We start from the raw sequence: 16,510 nt of genomic DNA on the forward strand, positions 1-16,510 counted from the left end.
ACACGACGCTGCCGATACACGGACGCCACCAGATCCATGAAGGAAAAGAAGTCGTCGCGTTTCCGGCTTGTCGTACAGCGTCCGATAACCCTTCCCGTACCGATATTAAAGCAGCCAAACAGGCAGCGTGTTCCGTTGCGCCTATATTCAAACTCGAATCTTGCGTCCCTTTGTGCTTGCGCCGGCTGAAGATCTCGAGCACGCGATAAGGCCTGCATGCCGGTCTTCTCATCAATGCACAGCACCGGCTCTCCGTTGGGACGCCGCACATACAGTCTTACAATCGCCCACATCTTCTTCTCATAATCCGGGTCATTGCTGTGACACCACATCTTGACCCGGTGTGGCTTGATCTCCGCTTCATCCAGGACCGCTCCCAACGTCGTGGTACTGATCTCGCGCACAAGATCAGCTGAAATTAGAGCTTCCCTCAGAGTTTCATGGGTCCAAATTGTACGATCGATTCCGAACTCCCGGGGAGAGCGACAGGCGGTAGCAATCACCTGATGACGCTCCGGAGTAGAAATAGTCTTTGGACGACCGCACCTCTCATAATCCTGCAGCCCCTCTACGCCGTCCTGCTCGAAGCGGTATAACCATTCGCCGACCCGTGTTCTGTTCGTTCCGAGTTGCCGCGCGATCGACGATTTGCTCTCACCACTCGCCGCCAATAACACAATTCGCGCTCGTCTGTATAGTCGGGCCTCACCACATTGGTGCCGGATCATCGCTTCCAGTTCTTCTCGGGCTTTCCGTGTGAGTCGCAGTGCCATGGATTTCCCTCCCAAGGCACCTTATACCACAATTCGTTAGACTGTACCAATACTTTCAGGGCGTTGCACTAGTATGGAATGGGTGCCTTACGCGGCAATTATGCGGGTTGCATGCGGGCAGGCCCTTGACAAGCAGGAGCTATCATGACTACGATTCGCCACATGGCGAAATAACCACAAGAGGAGACCCCCATGCGTGAGTTTACCGACGTCGCGAAGGCGCTATCCGATCCCAACCGCGTGCGCATCCTGCTGGCGCTCAAGGGCCGGGAGCTTTGTGTCTGCCAACTTGTCGATCTGCTCGGTCTGGCCGCCTCAACGGTATCCAAGCACATGAGCGTGCTGCGCCAGGCTTATCTCGTGGAGTACCGCAAAGAGGGCCGCTGGGCCTATTACCGGCGGACCGGGCGCGGCGGACCTAAGCGGGCGCAGACGGCGCTTCGTTGGCTGGATGCGTCCGTTGTCGGAGAATCGATCGTCGCGAAGGACGCCAAGCGCCTTCAAGTGATATTGAAAAGACCGGTAGAGGACCTATGCAAGATCACAAATCAAAGCTGAGAGTGCTCTTTCTCTGCACCGGCAACTCGTGCCGCAGCCAGATGGCGGAGGGTTGGGCGCGCGCCCTCAAGGGTGACACGCTGGATCCCTATTCCGCGGGAACCAAGATCCACGGTCTGAATCCCAACGCCGTGAAGGTCATGGCCGAGGCCGGTGTGGATATTTCAAAGCATCACTCCAAGCACGTTGATGAGTACAAATGTATAATCTTTGATTACGTCATAACCGTTTGCGACAACGCCCGCGAGACATGTCCGATTCTTCCCGGATCCGGGAGCACGATTCACCGCGGCTTTGATGATCCCCCCGCTCTCGCCGGAACCGCTTCGACCGAGGAGGAGGCACTATCCCACTACCGCCGGGTGCGGGATGAGATTCGAGCTTTCGTGGAGACACTCCCCGATGCTCTATTGATTGAGGAGGATTGAACCATGGCCGGCGACGCCTGCATCACAAAGGAACCGAAAGGGCTTGGGAGTTTCGAGCGTTACCTGACCGTCTGGGTGCTGCTCTGCATCGCCGGAGGGATCCTCTTAGGCAAAGTCGCGCCGGGAATCGCGCGGACCCTTGACGGATTGGCGATTCGCGTCGACGGGGCGCCGATTGTCTCCATCCCAATCGCTATTTGTCTCTTCTTTATGATGTATCCCATCATGGTAAAGATTGATTTCGCCGATGTGCTCAAAGCGGGACAAAGCATCAAGCCCGTGGGGCTGACCCTCTTTATCAATTGGGCCGTCAAACCTTTCACAATGTACGCCATCAGTCTTTTCTTCCTCGGAGTTCTCTTTCTGAAATTCATCGGCCCCGAAGCGGTGGATCAGGTGAAGATGCCGCTTGGGCTCGACCTTCCGGTGGGAGAAACCTACGGAGCGGGAATCGTGATTTTGAGGGACGGCATCAAGATGCTCGAGGTGCCTCTCTGGCGAAGCTACCTCGCGGGTTGCATCCTACTCGGGATCGCCCCCTGCACGGCCATGGTCCTGGTCTGGGGCTATCTCGCGCGCGGGAATGACGGGCATACGCTGGTGATGGTCGCCATCAACTCACTCACCATGCTCTTTCTCTATGGCCCGCTCGGCGGATTCCTGCTCGGCGTTGGCAAACTGCCCGTCCCCTGGCAGGCGTTGCTACTGTCAATATCCGTCTATGTGGCGCTGCCACTGATCGCGGGCTATCTCACCCGCCGATGGATCGTGACCGTGAGAGGAGACACCTGGTTTCGAGAGAAGTTTTTGCATCTTTTGACACCGGTGACGATCAGCGCATTGCTCCTCACGCTTGTGCTTCTCTTTTCTTTCAAGGGGGAGGTCATTCTCTCGAATCCGCTGACGATCCTTTGGATCGCCGTGCCCCTTTTTGTCCAAACGCTACTCATCTTCGGACTGGCTTATGAGCTTGCCCGCCGGCTCCATCTCCCCTACCGGGACGCCGCTCCATCAGCCATGATCGGCGCCTCCAACCACTTCGAGGTCGCCATCGCCACGGCGGTGATGCTCTTCGGGCTCTCCTCCGGAGCCGCTTTGGCGACGGTCGTGGGGGTTCTCATTGAAGTTCCCGTGATGCTGATGCTCGTTCGCTTCTGCCTCCGAACGCAGGGGGCGTTTCGAGCGGAATGAAGTTTACGGTGTCAGCGGCCTGGCGGATCTGCCAATTGGGTATTCAGTCGTCGCGCAGCCGGTCAAATCTCCAGGGGGCTCTGCCGAGAGTTAATACCCCGTAATGTCCAAAAACTCGATCGAAGTCCAAATTCCTCTCCAGATACCCATTCCGTCTATCAACTCAGCTGATTTGTCGTCGAATTAAGCCCATTTTCTGGATAGGCAACGGTTTGAATCGACCGATTTGACTTATTGGACGTATTTATCCCAGCGTTTATAAGTGAAAGATTTGGTGTCCGCAGTCCTGATCCCGATCAAGCGGCATCGCGGTAGTAGTATTTCAAGATGCCACCGAGTCTCTCGCGGCAGCGCACCTTTCCCATCCGTCTGTTGAGCGATTCGGGTGGGTCGATCAGTCGGTTGTCGAGACCCTGATGATTTCGTTCGCGGTGATAATGTTCGAGGAATTGCTTTACGGCTCGGCGGACGGAGCCCTCGCCGAAGAAGATCAATTGATACAGGCATTCCTCTTTGAGGCTGCGCATGAAACGTTCGATATAGGCATTCAGGTTCGGTGATTGCGGTGGGAGCCGCACGGGTTTGACTTGGGTTTTTCTTAACATTGAGCGGAAGGAATCGCAGAACTTCGTATCGCGATCCATGATGAGATCGTTCGGACCGGGGAGGAATCCGTCATCGGGATCGGTGAGATTTCTTCCGACCTGCTTGATCCATCCTTCATGAGGGTTTGTTGTGCAGCCGGCGAAATGAACACGGCGTGTGGAAAGCTCGATGGCGAAGAGAAGATAGTATGTGACGAGACCGCCCTTGGTCCAAACTTCGATCGTCGTGAAGTCAATGGCGGCGAGGACTTCCCAATGAGCTTTGAGAAAGGTCGCCCAGGTCATTTGGCGTTTGCGTTCAGGGGCTGGATCGATGCCGTGTTCTTTGAGAATATTGCCGATCGTTGTATCGCCGATCAGGTAACCCAAGTTTTCCAAAACGCCTTGAATGCGATCGCATCCCCATGTTGGATTCTCGCGGGCTATGCGAAGAATCAGGTCGACCACTATTTTTATAATCCGAGGCCGACCATGCGATTGTCGGCAATCGACATAATCCCATTTCCGCGCGATCAGCATGCGATGCCAGCGCAGAATCGTATCCGGCGAGAAGGCGGCGCCGATCTCTTTGAGTATTTTACGGCCGAGCGCTTTGCCTTTAACGGCGAGGCGCCGCCGCTGGTTGTCGTTGAGTTTGATCCGGCGCTTGCCGTGCGCTTCTTTGAGCACCTGATTTTCAGCGCGCAGATAATCGATCACGGCTTGCTGCTCGCGATTAACCCATCCGGCAAAGGCGGCCAGGAGAAGATGCCAAGGCTGTAAGATGAATTCCACCGATCTCTCCATCCGTCATTTTTCGACGGCAAAATCGGCCAGGATGGGAGAGAGGGGGTGGGGTTGTCAATGGGGTGATGGGCCGGAAAGGGGAGGGATGGGGTGGGGAGCCTCGGCGACAATGGGAGGAGACCTCAATGTGGGTGGGCTCAGATTCGTCGTCCCGGGGCAACAGGACTTTATAACTTATTAATAGACAGAAGGATAAGGAAGCTAGAATCCTTGAAAAGATTTGACTTGACTGTCGATCATACTCGAATAATTATTCGAGTATGATTTCAAACGAATACAGGCTCAGCTATCACGAATGCCGGGACCTGCTTGCCAAGAGGCTTAGCGAACCGGCACCTGGACGCATCCAATTACTGTCCGGACCCCGCCAGGTGGGTAAGACAACTTTGCTCCTCGAGTTGGCCGAGGGCTTAGAGGGACAAACTGTTTATGCAGCGGCGGATGCTCCAGAGGCGGCGCTCCCAGGGTTTTGGGAGAGAATGTTCGTGAAAGCAGAAGAGATTGCGGCTGATCAAGAGAAAGCGGTCATCTTTCTTGACGAAGCACATTTGCTTCAGGATTGGGCAGCCAAATTAAAGAGTTACTTTGACCGTTACCGGCGAAAGAAAACACCCATACATATTGTTGCCACAGGTTCTTCAGCTCTAAGGTTGTTTTCCGGTTCCCGTGAGACGCTTGCTGGCCGATTTGAGCGTTTAACATTAACCCATTGGTCTGCATCTTCGTTTAGCCAGGTTCTCGATATTGAAGAAATTGAGGCCGCCGAATTCGTCGTGAGGAAGGGATCTTATCCAGGTGCTTATCAGTATCGAGATGATTTGGCTCGATGGTCGGCATATGTCAGAGATGCGATTCTCGAACCGGCAATAGGACGCGATATTCTCGCTCTATCATCGATCCGTAGACCCGCACTGCTCCGACAAGTTTTCGGTATTGCAGCGTCCTCGCCAACGCAAATTTTATCTCTTCAGAAAATCCAGGGGCAACTACAGGATCGGGGGGCGCTCGAGACGATTGCCAATTATCTCCGGTTGTTGGAAGAGGCGTATTTAGTCGCGCCGGTAATGAAATATGCTGAGAGGGAGACACGGCGCCGTTCATCACCACCCAAGCTGGTGGTTCTTAATAATGCGTTAGTCGCGATTGCTGATTCGGACGGGGCGAGTGAAATTGATAAGGATCCGCGACGTCTCGGAACTTGGATTGAAAATGCTTGTCTTGCTCATGCCTGGAATGCCGGCCAGAGACTCTATTACTGGCGTGAGGAGCCGCTCGAGGCCGACGGTATTATCGAAGGAAGTTGGGGCAAATGGGCTATTGAGGTAAAATCGGGCAAGTACCAGATAGCTGATCTTAAAGGTCTCTTGGAGTTTGTGCGCCGCCATCCAAAGTTTCGACCGTTGGTCATCTGCGTGAAAGAAAATGTAAACGCTGCTAAAAGAGCCGGGATCGACTCCATAACATGGCAAGAGTTTCTACTTAAGGGACCGCCAGGATTATCCGCATAACAGAGCAAAAGGTCCGGATCCGACCAAACTAATGAGTAACGTTAGATTGGTCAGAATTCAGTCAATTCGCTATAAGTCCCGCCGAGCATCCTCCGCTTCGAATCACGAGCTCTTGCGCCGGTTGACTATTACTTCGCCCCGCAGTCCTTATGGGATTGTCTGATGTGCTACCCCAAAATCCAAGGGTGGAGCTGATCTTAGCTGTACACCCCTGGATTTCCTGCGCGGACTGGCCCGTACTCCGCGAAAACTCCATCCGCGAAGATAATGGCGCAGCGGAAGGTGCTGATCCGGATCCCTGGATCCGGCCGCCTCCATAGCGGATCCGCCGATTAATGTAAATGTTCCTATTTCCAGGATCGTGCAGGATGCTGCCTGATCGGGATTTCCGGTTGGGTTCGGGGGAGAGGTATGTCTGGGGAGATCGATCGGAGGGTATTATTGTGCAGGGAAGACGCCATCATGGACCGGATGAGTGGGGATTCGCAGGGGGGACAGGTCAGGAAAGGCTCTCAGAGCAGTCTTTTCAATACTTTCGAGACCGGTTATCATTCTGGTGGCTGCTGCGCGAGGGCGGGCTGGGGTAAAAAGGGGCGTTGGAATTTCCTATTGGCCAACCTGTTTTTGAATGGGTATTTCAGATTCTGTACACTTTTCCTGGAAACATTGAGCAGGTAAGCAATTTCTTTTGTTGTCTTTGCTTCGTATAGACAGCTTGACAATATTCTGAATCTTAGGCCGAATAAAAACGTATCCAGCCTGAATAGTTTTCTTTGGACAAGTAATCTTTTGAATGCCATGCGGTAATCCGCTAATTCAATAACTCTGGGATCGTAAATTCTAGACAGTCGGCAGGTTCGGAATCCACCATGTTGCCGGAGCGATTAGCAAAGGATAGCCGGCGTTTGTGAGCCGCTTGAATCCCTTTGCCTTTTCGACAAGCTGCACTGCAGGGACGCTCAACGCCGCCTGATAACGCTTTAAGTTTAATGATGGCGAGTCATCCCCAAATTTCGTCTCAATTAAAAGAAATGGTTTGCGGTTTTCAGATAGGAGAAAGTCTACTTCGCGGCCCTCTTTGGTTCGAATGAAATGCAATCCAAAGTCCCCGTATCCCATGTCATTCCAATTGGAAATAGCGCGATGCAACTCAAGAGCAACCATATTCTCAAACTTCGCCGCCTCGTCTTCAATTTGAGCATAGTTGAAGAGATAAGATTTTCGGTCTTTGTGGATTGCGCGTGTTATCTGGTTTGTCCAAGGGGTTATGGTAAAAGTCAGATAGAAGCGCTCCAAAATGGCGAGCCAATTCTTTACCGTGTTATACGAGACCTTTAGATCTGTCACGAGGCTCGGAATTGATAAGGACGATCCCACCTTTGACGGCAACAAGGAGAAAAGGATTTCCAAATCTTCAATGTTTCTGATATCTGTCAGATCCCGGATATCCTCCCGGATCAATTGCCTGTGATAAGTGTTTGTCCAGCGGCGGTATGTCGTCATCTTTGCCGCCAAATAGGGTTCCGGGAAGCCGCTGTAGGCGGCCAGCCGCTTCCATGTTGAATCAAAGGATGATGGATGGCTTTCACAGACCTGGACAGGATTCTTTCTGAATTGAGCCAGTGTTCTATTCTGGCTGTGTAGCTCTGCAAGGGTGAGGGGCCACAGATGAAACAGGTAGTATCGACCTGCGAGCGAGTCGCCCCCCCTCTGGTAGAGATCCAGCCGGCCGCTTCCCGAAACGAGGAAAAGATATTCATCATTGAATTTGTCGTATGCGCCCTTGAGATAGTTTTTCCAATCTTTGTATTTATGGATTTCGTCGAGAAGGATGAGGGGCTTCGAGTCATCACTCCGAACGATATTTTGGAAGAAGAAAGGATCCTCAATGAGTTTTTGCTTGTCGGTTAGGATGTCCCAGTTGAAATAAATGCTGTTCGTAAACCTCTCAGCGATCAGTTGTGCCAAGGTGGTTTTCCCGCATTGTCGTGGACCGGCGAGAAAGACCAGGCTCTTCTCAGCGGAAAGCTCATCCCAGATACGGCTATAAGGCTCTCGTCTAAGCATGTGACAATAATGCAATGCACTGAAAAATAGTCAAGTCTATATTTCAGTAGTGTGAAAAATGGGCGCGTCCATTTTTCAATGGACTGAAAAATAGACAGCTTTCGAAATATTATTAAAAGCTAGTCTTATATAGAATTAATCCTACTTGATTCGCACGTCTCCTCCCAGTACTGCCATTTGGGCACCCCATATCCGGTGCCCAGATCGTCGGGCTCCAGGCCCAAGGTGTTGATGTGGGATGCGGTGGGAGAAGGTCCTCCACGCCCCAGGATCGTCGATCGAGAAATCCTCTGACGATGGCGTGGATTTACATTCCGGCAAACCCATACCCGCAAGCGCGGGAATTATAGCTGTCTTTCCTGAAGCTCTCCATCGGTCGCAATCTCCACCTTCGTTGCGGCACCAAACCTGCATTTTCACCAGCCCATGCATGTTGACGCGCTCGCGGGCCTGATGAAGGTGATGGTGATCTGTATCCCTGGGTCCGGCCGCCTCCGTAGGGAACCCACCTGATTAACGCCGATGTGCCTCTTTCCAGGTTCTTGCTGGATGCTGGCCTTACCGGGATTTCCGGTCGAGTTCGGGGAAGAGGTCTGCTCGGAAAGATGGTCGGAGGGCGTATTGTGTAAGGAAGACAGCCCTGGCGGAGCGTTTGAGATGGGGTTTGTGGCGGGGACGGATCAGGGAAGGCTTACAAGGCGAGCTATCCGGCACCTTCGAGATCGGGTATCATCCTCTTGGTGGCTGGCGGGGGACAGCTCGGGCGTGAGGGGTGTTGAATGCTTATTGGCGAGATCGTCCGCGGCACTTTTGTCAACTTAGGTTGCAGCCAGCAGACAGAGTTTGTTCAACTTGCAGACCAGACCCGGAGGATGGCCAAGGTGCGAAAGAAATGGTGACTACAAGGCTCCCAGCACCTTCTGACAAGCCATCAACGGGTCTGAAAAAACGCCGGGGCCACCCTCTCAACAACGTCGCCAGAGAATTCCAGGAACACTCGTTTGTTCTCCAACCGAATCAGGGCGCGGCGGGCACCGTTCTCCATCGCAAACTTCAGCAGCCCCCTTGGGTCTCCCTAGTCCTCGACTCTTCCATCTCCAGTAGAGCCGGAATCCCCGGCGATGCCACCGGATGACGGTTTCCGCTTCAACGAGCACTAGCGCCTTGCGCCAGTCGTTCCAGAAGCCCAAGGCTTCCGGATTTTTCAGGTGGCAATAGTATCAGCCGGCGGTTCCTCCCCCAAATCCGGAAGCAAACTTCGATACAAACTCTCCAGCTCTTCAGTGCTCTCGGCTGGATGCAGGGATTTGTTCTCAACGACGCCGATCTTGAACGAAGCCGCCGCACAATCCTTCCCCGCGCAGACCGTTGCATCCGCGCGGCGGATGCATTCCCGCTCCCAGCGCCGATAACGCCATCGGCCGAACAGCGAACGATCCTGCTTCAACTCAGACCCGAGCAACGAATGTACAAGTATAGGATCCGGCAACCGTTTGACAACGCGGTTTCCCAGCAGGCCGGCCTGGTGCCCGTGGGTGTGTATCATCTCCGGCTGAAGCTGCGCCAGCAATCGAACAAGAAGCACTCCCGCCCAGATGCCGCGGAACGGGTGGGCGCCGCCGCTGAGTTCCTTCATCCGAAAAAGCCGGTAGCCGCCCGATCGCGCCCGGGCCCACAGCGCGCTATCAGCATCACGATCCCCACCCGCGACCAGAACAATCTCGTGACCTCTTCCGTGCAGCTCCTCGCAGGTTTTCACGACCCGCTCCGCCGCCGCGCACGTCTCGAGATCTTTAACAATATGGCAGATCTTCACGGGCGATCCGCACCCTCTTCGGCGATTCTTAAAAACAACGGCATCAGCGCCGGATCGAGATTCCCGCCGGATAGAACGACGCCGATCTTTGAGCTCGCCGGCATCGGAACGGCGCCCGACATCAACGCCGCCACGCCGACACAGCCCGATGGCTCCACGACCAGCTTCGCCCGCTGAAACAAAAAGAGCAACGCGCGCGCTATGGCGACATCCGTCACTGTTAGAATTTGATCAACCCTTTCCCGGATCACTTCAAACGGTTTGACACCGAGACTATGCGGCCGCAATCCATCGGCGATCGTGTCAGGCTCAGCGATGGTGACACGCTCCCCTTTCTCCAACGATTGACGCGCGTCATCCGCCGCTTCCGGCTCAATCCCAAAGACACGGCATGCGGGTTTGAGGTGCTTGATCACCGTGGCGCATCCGGAGATCAATCCGCCGCCGCCGATCGGCACAAGTATGGCGTCCAACGCCGAAACCTGGTCTAGAAACTCGAGCGCGACGGTTCCCTGCCCCGCCATGATGCGCTCATCGTCAAAGGGCGGGAGCATGACGCGCCCCGTCTCATCGGCCAGTTTATAGGCGATGGCGGCCCGATCGCCGGAACGGCGGTCATACGGATAGATCTCGCCGCCGTAACCGAGCACCGCCTCCCGCTTCGGGATCGGCGCATCGGAAGGCATGACGATGAGGGCGGTCGATCCGACCGTCTGAGCGGCCAGGGCGACACCTTGTGCGTGGTTCCCCGAGGAGTGCGAAATGATCCCCCGTTTCCGCTCTTCTTCGCTGAGGGTCAGGGCGGCGTTTGTCGAACCGCGGACTTTAAATGACCCACCCCGCTGCAAACCCTCCACCTTCAGCGAAACCTGATAGCCGACAAGGTCATCCAGAGCGCGGCAGGTGACCACCGGCGTCTTATGGATATATTTCCGGATCCGCTGATGAGCCGTCACAACATCTTGATACGCGAGCATGCTGTCATCCCTCGAAGAGGTTTTGATCCCGATGGCGCGCAGAATTCCCAATCCGTCTTGGTGAACAGATTACACCAAGCCCAGCAGCGGGCCAAATGCCGGAGAATGGAATTTGCTGAGAAACAGCGCCGGGGGTGGAAATGATCCTTGAGGAAGACCGTTTCATGCTCTTTATTTGCCTAGTCACGAGGATCGACCGCGGCCGGAGGATCAGGATGAACCTTTCCACATTTAATGAGGAGAATCTCACGTTTGATTTAGGTCCCTATACCAAAGGGATCGGCGAGGTCCTCGATGATATGGCGGCGGAGGAGATACTTCCGAGGATCTGGTCTTTTGATCATACGGTTTGGAAACCCGATCCCAGGGAGATCACCAACCGTTTAGGCTGGCTCCTCTCCCCCGCGGGAATGCGGGAAGCGATTCCCGGGATCAAGGATACCATCGGGGATCTTCGGCGGGATGGGTGTACGCATGCCATCCTCATGGGGATGGGCGGCTCGTCGCTCGCCCCGGAAGTCTTCGGCAAGGTTTTTGGAAATCATTCCCCGCTCTCGACCGTTCTCACCGTTGTGGATACGACCGATCCCGACGCCATACACCATGAGACAAAGTTGTACGATCCGGCGACAACCCTCTATATCGTCTCCACAAAATCGGGATCGACGGTTGAGACATTTTCACTCTTTAAACATTTCTGGCGGCACGCCGTCAAAAAGATCGGAACCGTCGCGGCGGGTGGACATTTCATAGCCATCACTGATCAAGGATCGATGCTCGAGGAGATGGCGACCCGACTCAAATTCCGGAGAATCTTTTTGAACGACCCGAACATCGGCGGGCGCTTTTCCGTCCTTTCACATTTTGGACTCGTTCCCGCGGCGATGGTCGGGGCTGATCCGGCCAAGCTATTGGACCGCGCCATCGATATGGCCCGGCATTGCGGCGCCGACGGAGAGACGACGTTTAATCCAGGCGCCCGATTGGGCGCGGTCCTCGGTGAGCTGGCGCGCCTCGGCCGCGATAAGATGACCCTCCTCCTATCACCGGTTTTGGCGCCGTTCGGCGCCTGGGTTGAACAACTCATCGCTGAAAGCACCGGCAAAGACGGACGGGGAATCCTGCCGGTCGCCTGCGAACCGGCCGGACCGCCGGAAATGTATAGTGACGACCGTGTTTTTGTGGAAATGCGTCTCGAGCACGAGCTTTGTCCCGCCGGAGGGTATGAGAAAGCCCTGCGGGAAAAGCATCCCTGGATCCGCATCCTATTGAAGGATGAATATGATCTCGGCGCGCAGTTCTTTCTCTGGGAGATGGCGACGGCCGTCGCCGGACATTGCCTGGAGATTCAGCCATTCGATCAACCCGATGTGGAATCGGCGAAAATAGCGGCGCGGGAAATGGTCGACGCTTATATGAGGGAGGGCGCGCTGCCGCAATCGGAACCTCTTTTACAGGAAGAAGGCCTTCAGCTCTTTGGTGATGGTGAACCCTGCGGTGGATGGATCGAGCATCTGCGCGGGTTTTTGATGCAGAGTTCACCGCATAGCTATATCGCTTTGCAGGCCTATCTTGAGCCGACCGGCAAGACAACACAGTTTCTGACCGACATTGCCGCACGCATACGCTCAAAATTCAATATGACCGTTACGACCGGATACGGACCCCGCTATCTGCACTCCACCGGTCAGTTACACAAAGGAGACCGGGGAAACGGCCTTTTTGTGCAATTCACATCCGACCCCCGTAAAGATGTCCCGATACCCGACGAAATAGGATCCGACGCCTCCTCAATTTCCTTCGGCGTTCTCAAGGCGGCGCAGGCCCTCGGCGACGGGGAAGCTCTTCGCAGGGCCGGGCGCAAGGTATTGCGTATCCACTTGGGAGATCGCCTCTTCGCCGGATTGGAAACGATTTTAAAAGGCCTGAGTTGAGATAGCGCCGCGTTGAAAACCGAATGGAAGACCCGCGTTTGACGGCCTCACGGTTGACCGGCCGGCCGCCATGTGATATCCTCCTTGCGTCTTCAAGGATATAAAACTTTCCCATTTCGTATTCGCAAAATTGAAGCTTGTTCCGGTTTCACCTGCTGTGTTGTGCAAGACCATGTCGACATGGAGGATCCTATGAAAGCGGCAATCCCAATTTTGTTTCTCAGTATGCTGATTCCGGCGGCACTTACTATGGAAGCGGCCGGCGACGCCCTTGATTTGGGTTTCTCCACCAATACGATCCTTATCGAAAGCGAAACGGGCAGGGATTGTGAGCTTCCATTTGAGTATCTGATAAATGACGACGGGTCTTTCGAGAACGGATACGCCTGGTCCCATGACGGAGCCTTGGAGCCGTACTATGGGGCTTGGGCGGAGAGCTTCCCCCAGGGATGGGTCCGCAGTCTTGCCTTTTGGTTCACCCAGACCGGAGACTGGGCCGGCCAATCATTGGATGCCTACATTTGGGAATATGATGCCGGGAACCCCGGCAATGTCCGCTGCCTGATTCCCGATCAAATCATAGACATGCCGGCTTACTGGCCTACATTCTCAGCACATGAAGTTGAGGTTAATTGTGATACCGGCGATTTGCATTTCGCCGGATTTTGGGGAAACTGGCCGGATGAACAAAACGGGTGGTTTCTGGCGGCCGATGAAGACGGTCCCGGCGTAGGAGATCCAAGAACGAATATTTCCCCCCTTGCCACGGAATGGCCGCAGGGTTGGCACCACCCGAATATCCTGCCCCCCTTTGAAGAGTGTAAGAATCTCGGCATTCATGAGTGCTGGGTGGCGGGGGTCCACCCGACCGCCGCCAACCAAGCGACCTGGGGATCCATAAAATCGCTCTATCGTTGAGGTAAAACTCCTTGTTGGCCACTATTTGCCCATATTTGGGCAAATATACAGCGTAATACCCACTATTCCTCTCGAATCAATTGACGATACTCCTATATGGGAATAGGGTTGAGCTGTGAGTCCCCAGGGGGATCAGGCGTATCGATCTCAACCTCTGGGAAAGAGACCGTTATGAGGCCAAGCCAAAGGAACCGCCACCGGGACAATGGAAGAAGACCTGGATCATCTGGCTTCAGCCCTGGGATGGCCGCGGGAGAAAATCCCCCGCCTCCTCGACGAAGTCCGAGCTCTTTATAACCAAACTCTCGAGGAATTCATCCGCAGCCGGCACTTAAAATACCGCCGGACAATGGGGCTTCATAATGAAGAGATATTTTCCCGGATTCAGAAGGATCTTGAGAACTGGCGCTTTCGGGCGCCGGATGTCTCGATCCGCAAAATCCGCCGGATGATTTACGGATAACTGAATGACGGTTCAAGGCCGCGGCGGATCTCCTTCAGGCGGCCGGAAAGGAAGCAACAATGTGCGGCATCGTCGGATATGTCGGGAATCGCCCGGCCCTTGGAATCCTCATAGAAGGTCTGAAGCGTCTTGAATACCGCGGCTACGATTCGGCGGGTGTTGCGATTATCCACCGCAAGCGCCTGAAGATCACGAAGCGCGCCGGCCGTGTTCATCAATTGGAGCCTTTTCTGAAACCATTGACGGACGGAACCGGCATCGCGCATACCCGGTGGGCGACACACGGCAAACCGACCGACATCAACTCCCATCCGCATACCGATCCCGAAAAGATCGTTGCGATTGTACATAACGGGGTTATCGAGAATTATCATCTCCTGAAAGAGAAACTTCAGCGCCAAGGCGCTCATTTTGAAACCGAGACCGATACCGAAGTGATCGCGCATCTGATAGCCCACTTTTACAAAGCCTCGGGCCGCCGCGGCGACGCCGACGCGCTCGAGGAATCCGTTGGGAAGGCTCTCGCTCTTGTTGAAGGAACCTACGGCCTCGCCGTCATCGCGGCTGATTGCCCCGGACACATCATCGCGGCGCGGAACGGGAGTCCCTTGATTGTCGGTGTCGGCGAGCGCGGTATGTTCGTCGCCTCCGATGTCGGCGCGCTTGTCTCCTATACACGCCAGGTCTTTTTCCTCGAAGACCGCGAGATGGCTCATCTGACGCCCTCGACCTATCAGACACGGCACCTGGACCGGGGCAAGGTTGAAAAACCGATCGAGGAGATTCCCTGGGATCTCGAAGCGATCGAGAAGAAGGATTTTCCCGATTTTATGTTAAAGGAGATTTTCGAGCAGCCCGAATCGATCACACGGTGTTTCCTGGGCCGCCTCGTTCCCGAATTCGGCACGGTGAAACTGGGCGGATTGTCCTGGTCGCGCGAAGAGGCATTAAATGTCAAACGCATACAAATCATTGGCTGCGGGACATCGTTTAATGCCGGCCTTGCCGCTTCCTATATTTTTGAGAACCTGTCGCGAATTCCCTGCCGGGTCGATATCGCCAGCGAATACCGCTACCGGAATCCCGTGGTCGATCGAGAAACCTTTTACCTGGCCGTAAGCCAATCGGGTGAAACAGCCGACACACTCGCCGCTCTTCGCGAAATCAAGATCCGCGGCGGCAATGTCAGCGGGATCTGCAACGGCGTCGGCTCTTCCCTGGCCAGAGAGAGTGATGGCGGTGTCTATATCCATGCCGGACCGGAGGTGGCCGTCGCCTCAACAAAATGCTTTACCTCGGAATTGCTGGCCCTCGAGATGATCGCTATCGATTTGGGCCGGATGCGGCACCTATCGCCCGAAGTCGGACGGAATCTCATCAATGAGATCAAAATCCTTCCCGACAAGATCCGCGGCTGTTTTGAACAAGCGGGCCGGATCGCCGCCCTTGCCAAACATCTCAGCAACACACACCATTTTCTCTTCCTGGGCAGGGGGCCGCACTATGCCGTCGCCCTTGAAGGCGCTCTTAAAATGAAAGAGCTGACCTATATCCCTTCCGAGGGATACTCGGCCGCAGAGATGAAACATGGTCCGAACGCCCTGATTGAAGAGGGCGTACCTGTCGTGGTGATCGCCGTGCGGGACGCTCTTTATGAAAAGGTGCTGGCAAATATACAAGAAGTGCGCGCGCGCGGCGGTACGGTGATCGCCATTGCCACCGCCGGCGACCAAGAGATTACCAAATACGCGGAAGAGGTTTTCTTCGTTCCCGAAACGATGGAGCCGTTCACTCCGATCCTGACCGTCATCCCGCTCCAACTGCTTGCCTACTATCTTGCCGTGGCGCTGGGACGCGATGTGGACAAGCCGCGCAATCTCGCAAAGAGTGTTACGGTGGAGTAGTCAACCGGAGCCGTCGCCTGGAGTAGTAAACCGCAGGCGCCAATCGAGGAGGGATCGGTGAATTTGCCAAAACTCAGCCTGCTCATGCTGCCGGTGTGTCTCTTGGCCCTGTCCGCCTGTGGCGGATCGAGGGAAAATTCGGCGAACCGGCCGGAAAAAAGCGGGCCGATTGAGCAGGCCCATACCGCCCCCATACTTATCTTCACATGGACCGGGGGCGTGGCCGGATTCCAGAGATCGCTCGAGCTTTACACCGATGGACAAGCACGCGCCGGCGACAAAGTGATGGAGAGCTCCGGGCGCATGCAGATGGAGACCAAGGTTCTCACCTCTTTCATCGATTCGGTGAGCGCCGTTGTGAAACCTGCAAATGGACCATTCAACTCAAAGGCTTTCGATGATTTTCATTTTGTGATCGACTTCCATCCCGATAAGGATCGCGGGAACATTCATGTCGAGGGCGACGGATCGGCGTTTCCCGAAAATTACCAGCCGATTCTGCGCCGGCTCATGGAATGGACCTATCAAGCCTTGGAGAATGCGAAGAAGTAGAAAGATCTACTGGGATTCAGAGAAGCCCAC

15 protein-coding genes are annotated in these 16,510 nt (G+C 54.8%); 10 read left to right on the plus strand and 5 right to left on the minus strand.

What is annotated here, in order from left to right; all coding sequences use genetic code 11:
• Positions 1-773 (minus strand): IS630 family transposase (locus KJ970_05630; GenBank protein MBU2690389.1); only part of this gene is annotated, 773 nt, incomplete at its 3' end.
• Between the two features lie 192 nt (positions 774-965).
• On the opposite strand from KJ970_05630, the gene KJ970_05635 reads away from it, so the two are divergent.
• The 3 genes from KJ970_05635 to arsB are packed head-to-tail and all read left to right on the plus strand — an operon-like array spanning position 966 to position 2,950.
• Complete coding sequence (locus KJ970_05635; protein ID MBU2690390.1) at positions 966-1,331, plus strand: metalloregulator ArsR/SmtB family transcription factor; 366 nt, start codon at positions 966-968, stop codon at positions 1,329-1,331.
• Positions 1,307-1,759 (plus strand): arsenate reductase ArsC, encoded by a 453-nt coding sequence (locus KJ970_05640; GenBank protein MBU2690391.1) that lies wholly within the window; start codon positions 1,307-1,309, stop codon positions 1,757-1,759. The genes KJ970_05635 and KJ970_05640 overlap by 25 nt, the downstream gene beginning before the upstream one ends.
• Positions 1,760-1,762: 3 nt before the next feature.
• Positions 1,763-2,950, plus strand: a complete 1,188-nt coding sequence (arsB, locus tag KJ970_05645; GenBank protein MBU2690392.1) for an ACR3 family arsenite efflux transporter — start codon at positions 1,763-1,765, stop codon at positions 2,948-2,950.
• A gap of 296 nt (positions 2,951-3,246) precedes the next feature.
• Here arsB and KJ970_05650 read toward each other — a convergent pair whose 3' ends face one another.
• On the minus strand, positions 3,247-4,341 hold the full coding sequence (locus KJ970_05650) for a DDE-type integrase/transposase/recombinase (protein ID MBU2690393.1): 1,095 nt from the start codon (positions 4,339-4,341) through the stop codon (positions 3,247-3,249).
• Between the two features lie 260 nt (positions 4,342-4,601).
• Here KJ970_05650 and KJ970_05655 point away from each other — a divergent pair, with 260 nt between their 5' ends.
• Complete coding sequence (locus KJ970_05655; GenBank protein MBU2690394.1) at positions 4,602-5,849, plus strand: AAA family ATPase; 1,248 nt, start codon at positions 4,602-4,604, stop codon at positions 5,847-5,849.
• A 368-nt stretch (positions 5,850-6,217) separates the two neighbouring features.
• Positions 6,218-6,436, plus strand: coding sequence for a hypothetical protein (locus tag KJ970_05660; protein MBU2690395.1), 219 nt, complete (start codon positions 6,218-6,220; stop codon positions 6,434-6,436).
• A 253-nt stretch (positions 6,437-6,689) separates the two neighbouring features.
• Here KJ970_05660 and KJ970_05665 read toward each other — a convergent pair whose 3' ends face one another.
• The 3 genes from KJ970_05665 to KJ970_05675 form a co-directional block, all read right to left on the minus strand.
• Positions 6,690-7,916: an ATP-binding protein gene (locus KJ970_05665; protein ID MBU2690396.1), complete on the minus strand. Its 1,227-nt coding sequence runs from the start codon at positions 7,914-7,916 to the stop codon at positions 6,690-6,692.
• A gap of 1,204 nt (positions 7,917-9,120) precedes the next feature.
• Positions 9,121-9,732 (minus strand): glycosyltransferase, encoded by a 612-nt coding sequence (locus tag KJ970_05670; GenBank protein MBU2690397.1) that lies wholly within the window; start codon positions 9,730-9,732, stop codon positions 9,121-9,123.
• The gene (locus KJ970_05675; protein MBU2690398.1) at positions 9,729-10,709 is read right to left on the minus strand and encodes a threonine/serine dehydratase; all 981 of its coding nucleotides are present in this window, start codon (positions 10,707-10,709) and stop codon (positions 9,729-9,731) included. The genes KJ970_05670 and KJ970_05675 overlap by 4 nt, the downstream gene beginning before the upstream one ends.
• A 215-nt stretch (positions 10,710-10,924) precedes the next feature.
• Here KJ970_05675 and KJ970_05680 point away from each other — a divergent pair, with 215 nt between their 5' ends.
• The 5 genes from KJ970_05680 (at position 10,925) to KJ970_05700 (ending at position 16,480) form a co-directional block, all read left to right on the plus strand.
• A complete protein-coding gene (locus KJ970_05680; GenBank protein MBU2690399.1) occupies positions 10,925-12,643 on the plus strand; it encodes a glucose-6-phosphate isomerase in 1,719 nt (572 codons plus the stop codon).
• Between the two features lie 192 nt (positions 12,644-12,835).
• A complete protein-coding gene (locus KJ970_05685; GenBank protein MBU2690400.1) occupies positions 12,836-13,561 on the plus strand; it encodes a hypothetical protein in 726 nt (241 codons plus the stop codon).
• A 205-nt stretch (positions 13,562-13,766) separates the two neighbouring features.
• Positions 13,767-14,024 (plus strand): hypothetical protein, encoded by a 258-nt coding sequence (locus tag KJ970_05690; GenBank protein MBU2690401.1) that lies wholly within the window; start codon positions 13,767-13,769, stop codon positions 14,022-14,024.
• Positions 14,025-14,083: 59 nt separating this feature from the next.
• Positions 14,084-15,928 (plus strand): glutamine--fructose-6-phosphate transaminase (isomerizing), encoded by a 1,845-nt coding sequence (glmS, locus tag KJ970_05695; protein ID MBU2690402.1) that lies wholly within the window; start codon positions 14,084-14,086, stop codon positions 15,926-15,928.
• A 57-nt stretch (positions 15,929-15,985) separates the two neighbouring features.
• A complete protein-coding gene (locus KJ970_05700) occupies positions 15,986-16,480 on the plus strand; it encodes a hypothetical protein (GenBank protein ID MBU2690403.1) in 495 nt (164 codons plus the stop codon).
• The last annotated feature ends 30 nt before the right edge of the window (positions 16,481-16,510 follow it).

The organism is Candidatus Eisenbacteria bacterium (genome assembly GCA_018831195.1).
Classification (GTDB): domain Bacteria; phylum Eisenbacteria; class RBG-16-71-46; order CAIMUX01; family JAHJDP01; genus JAHJDP01.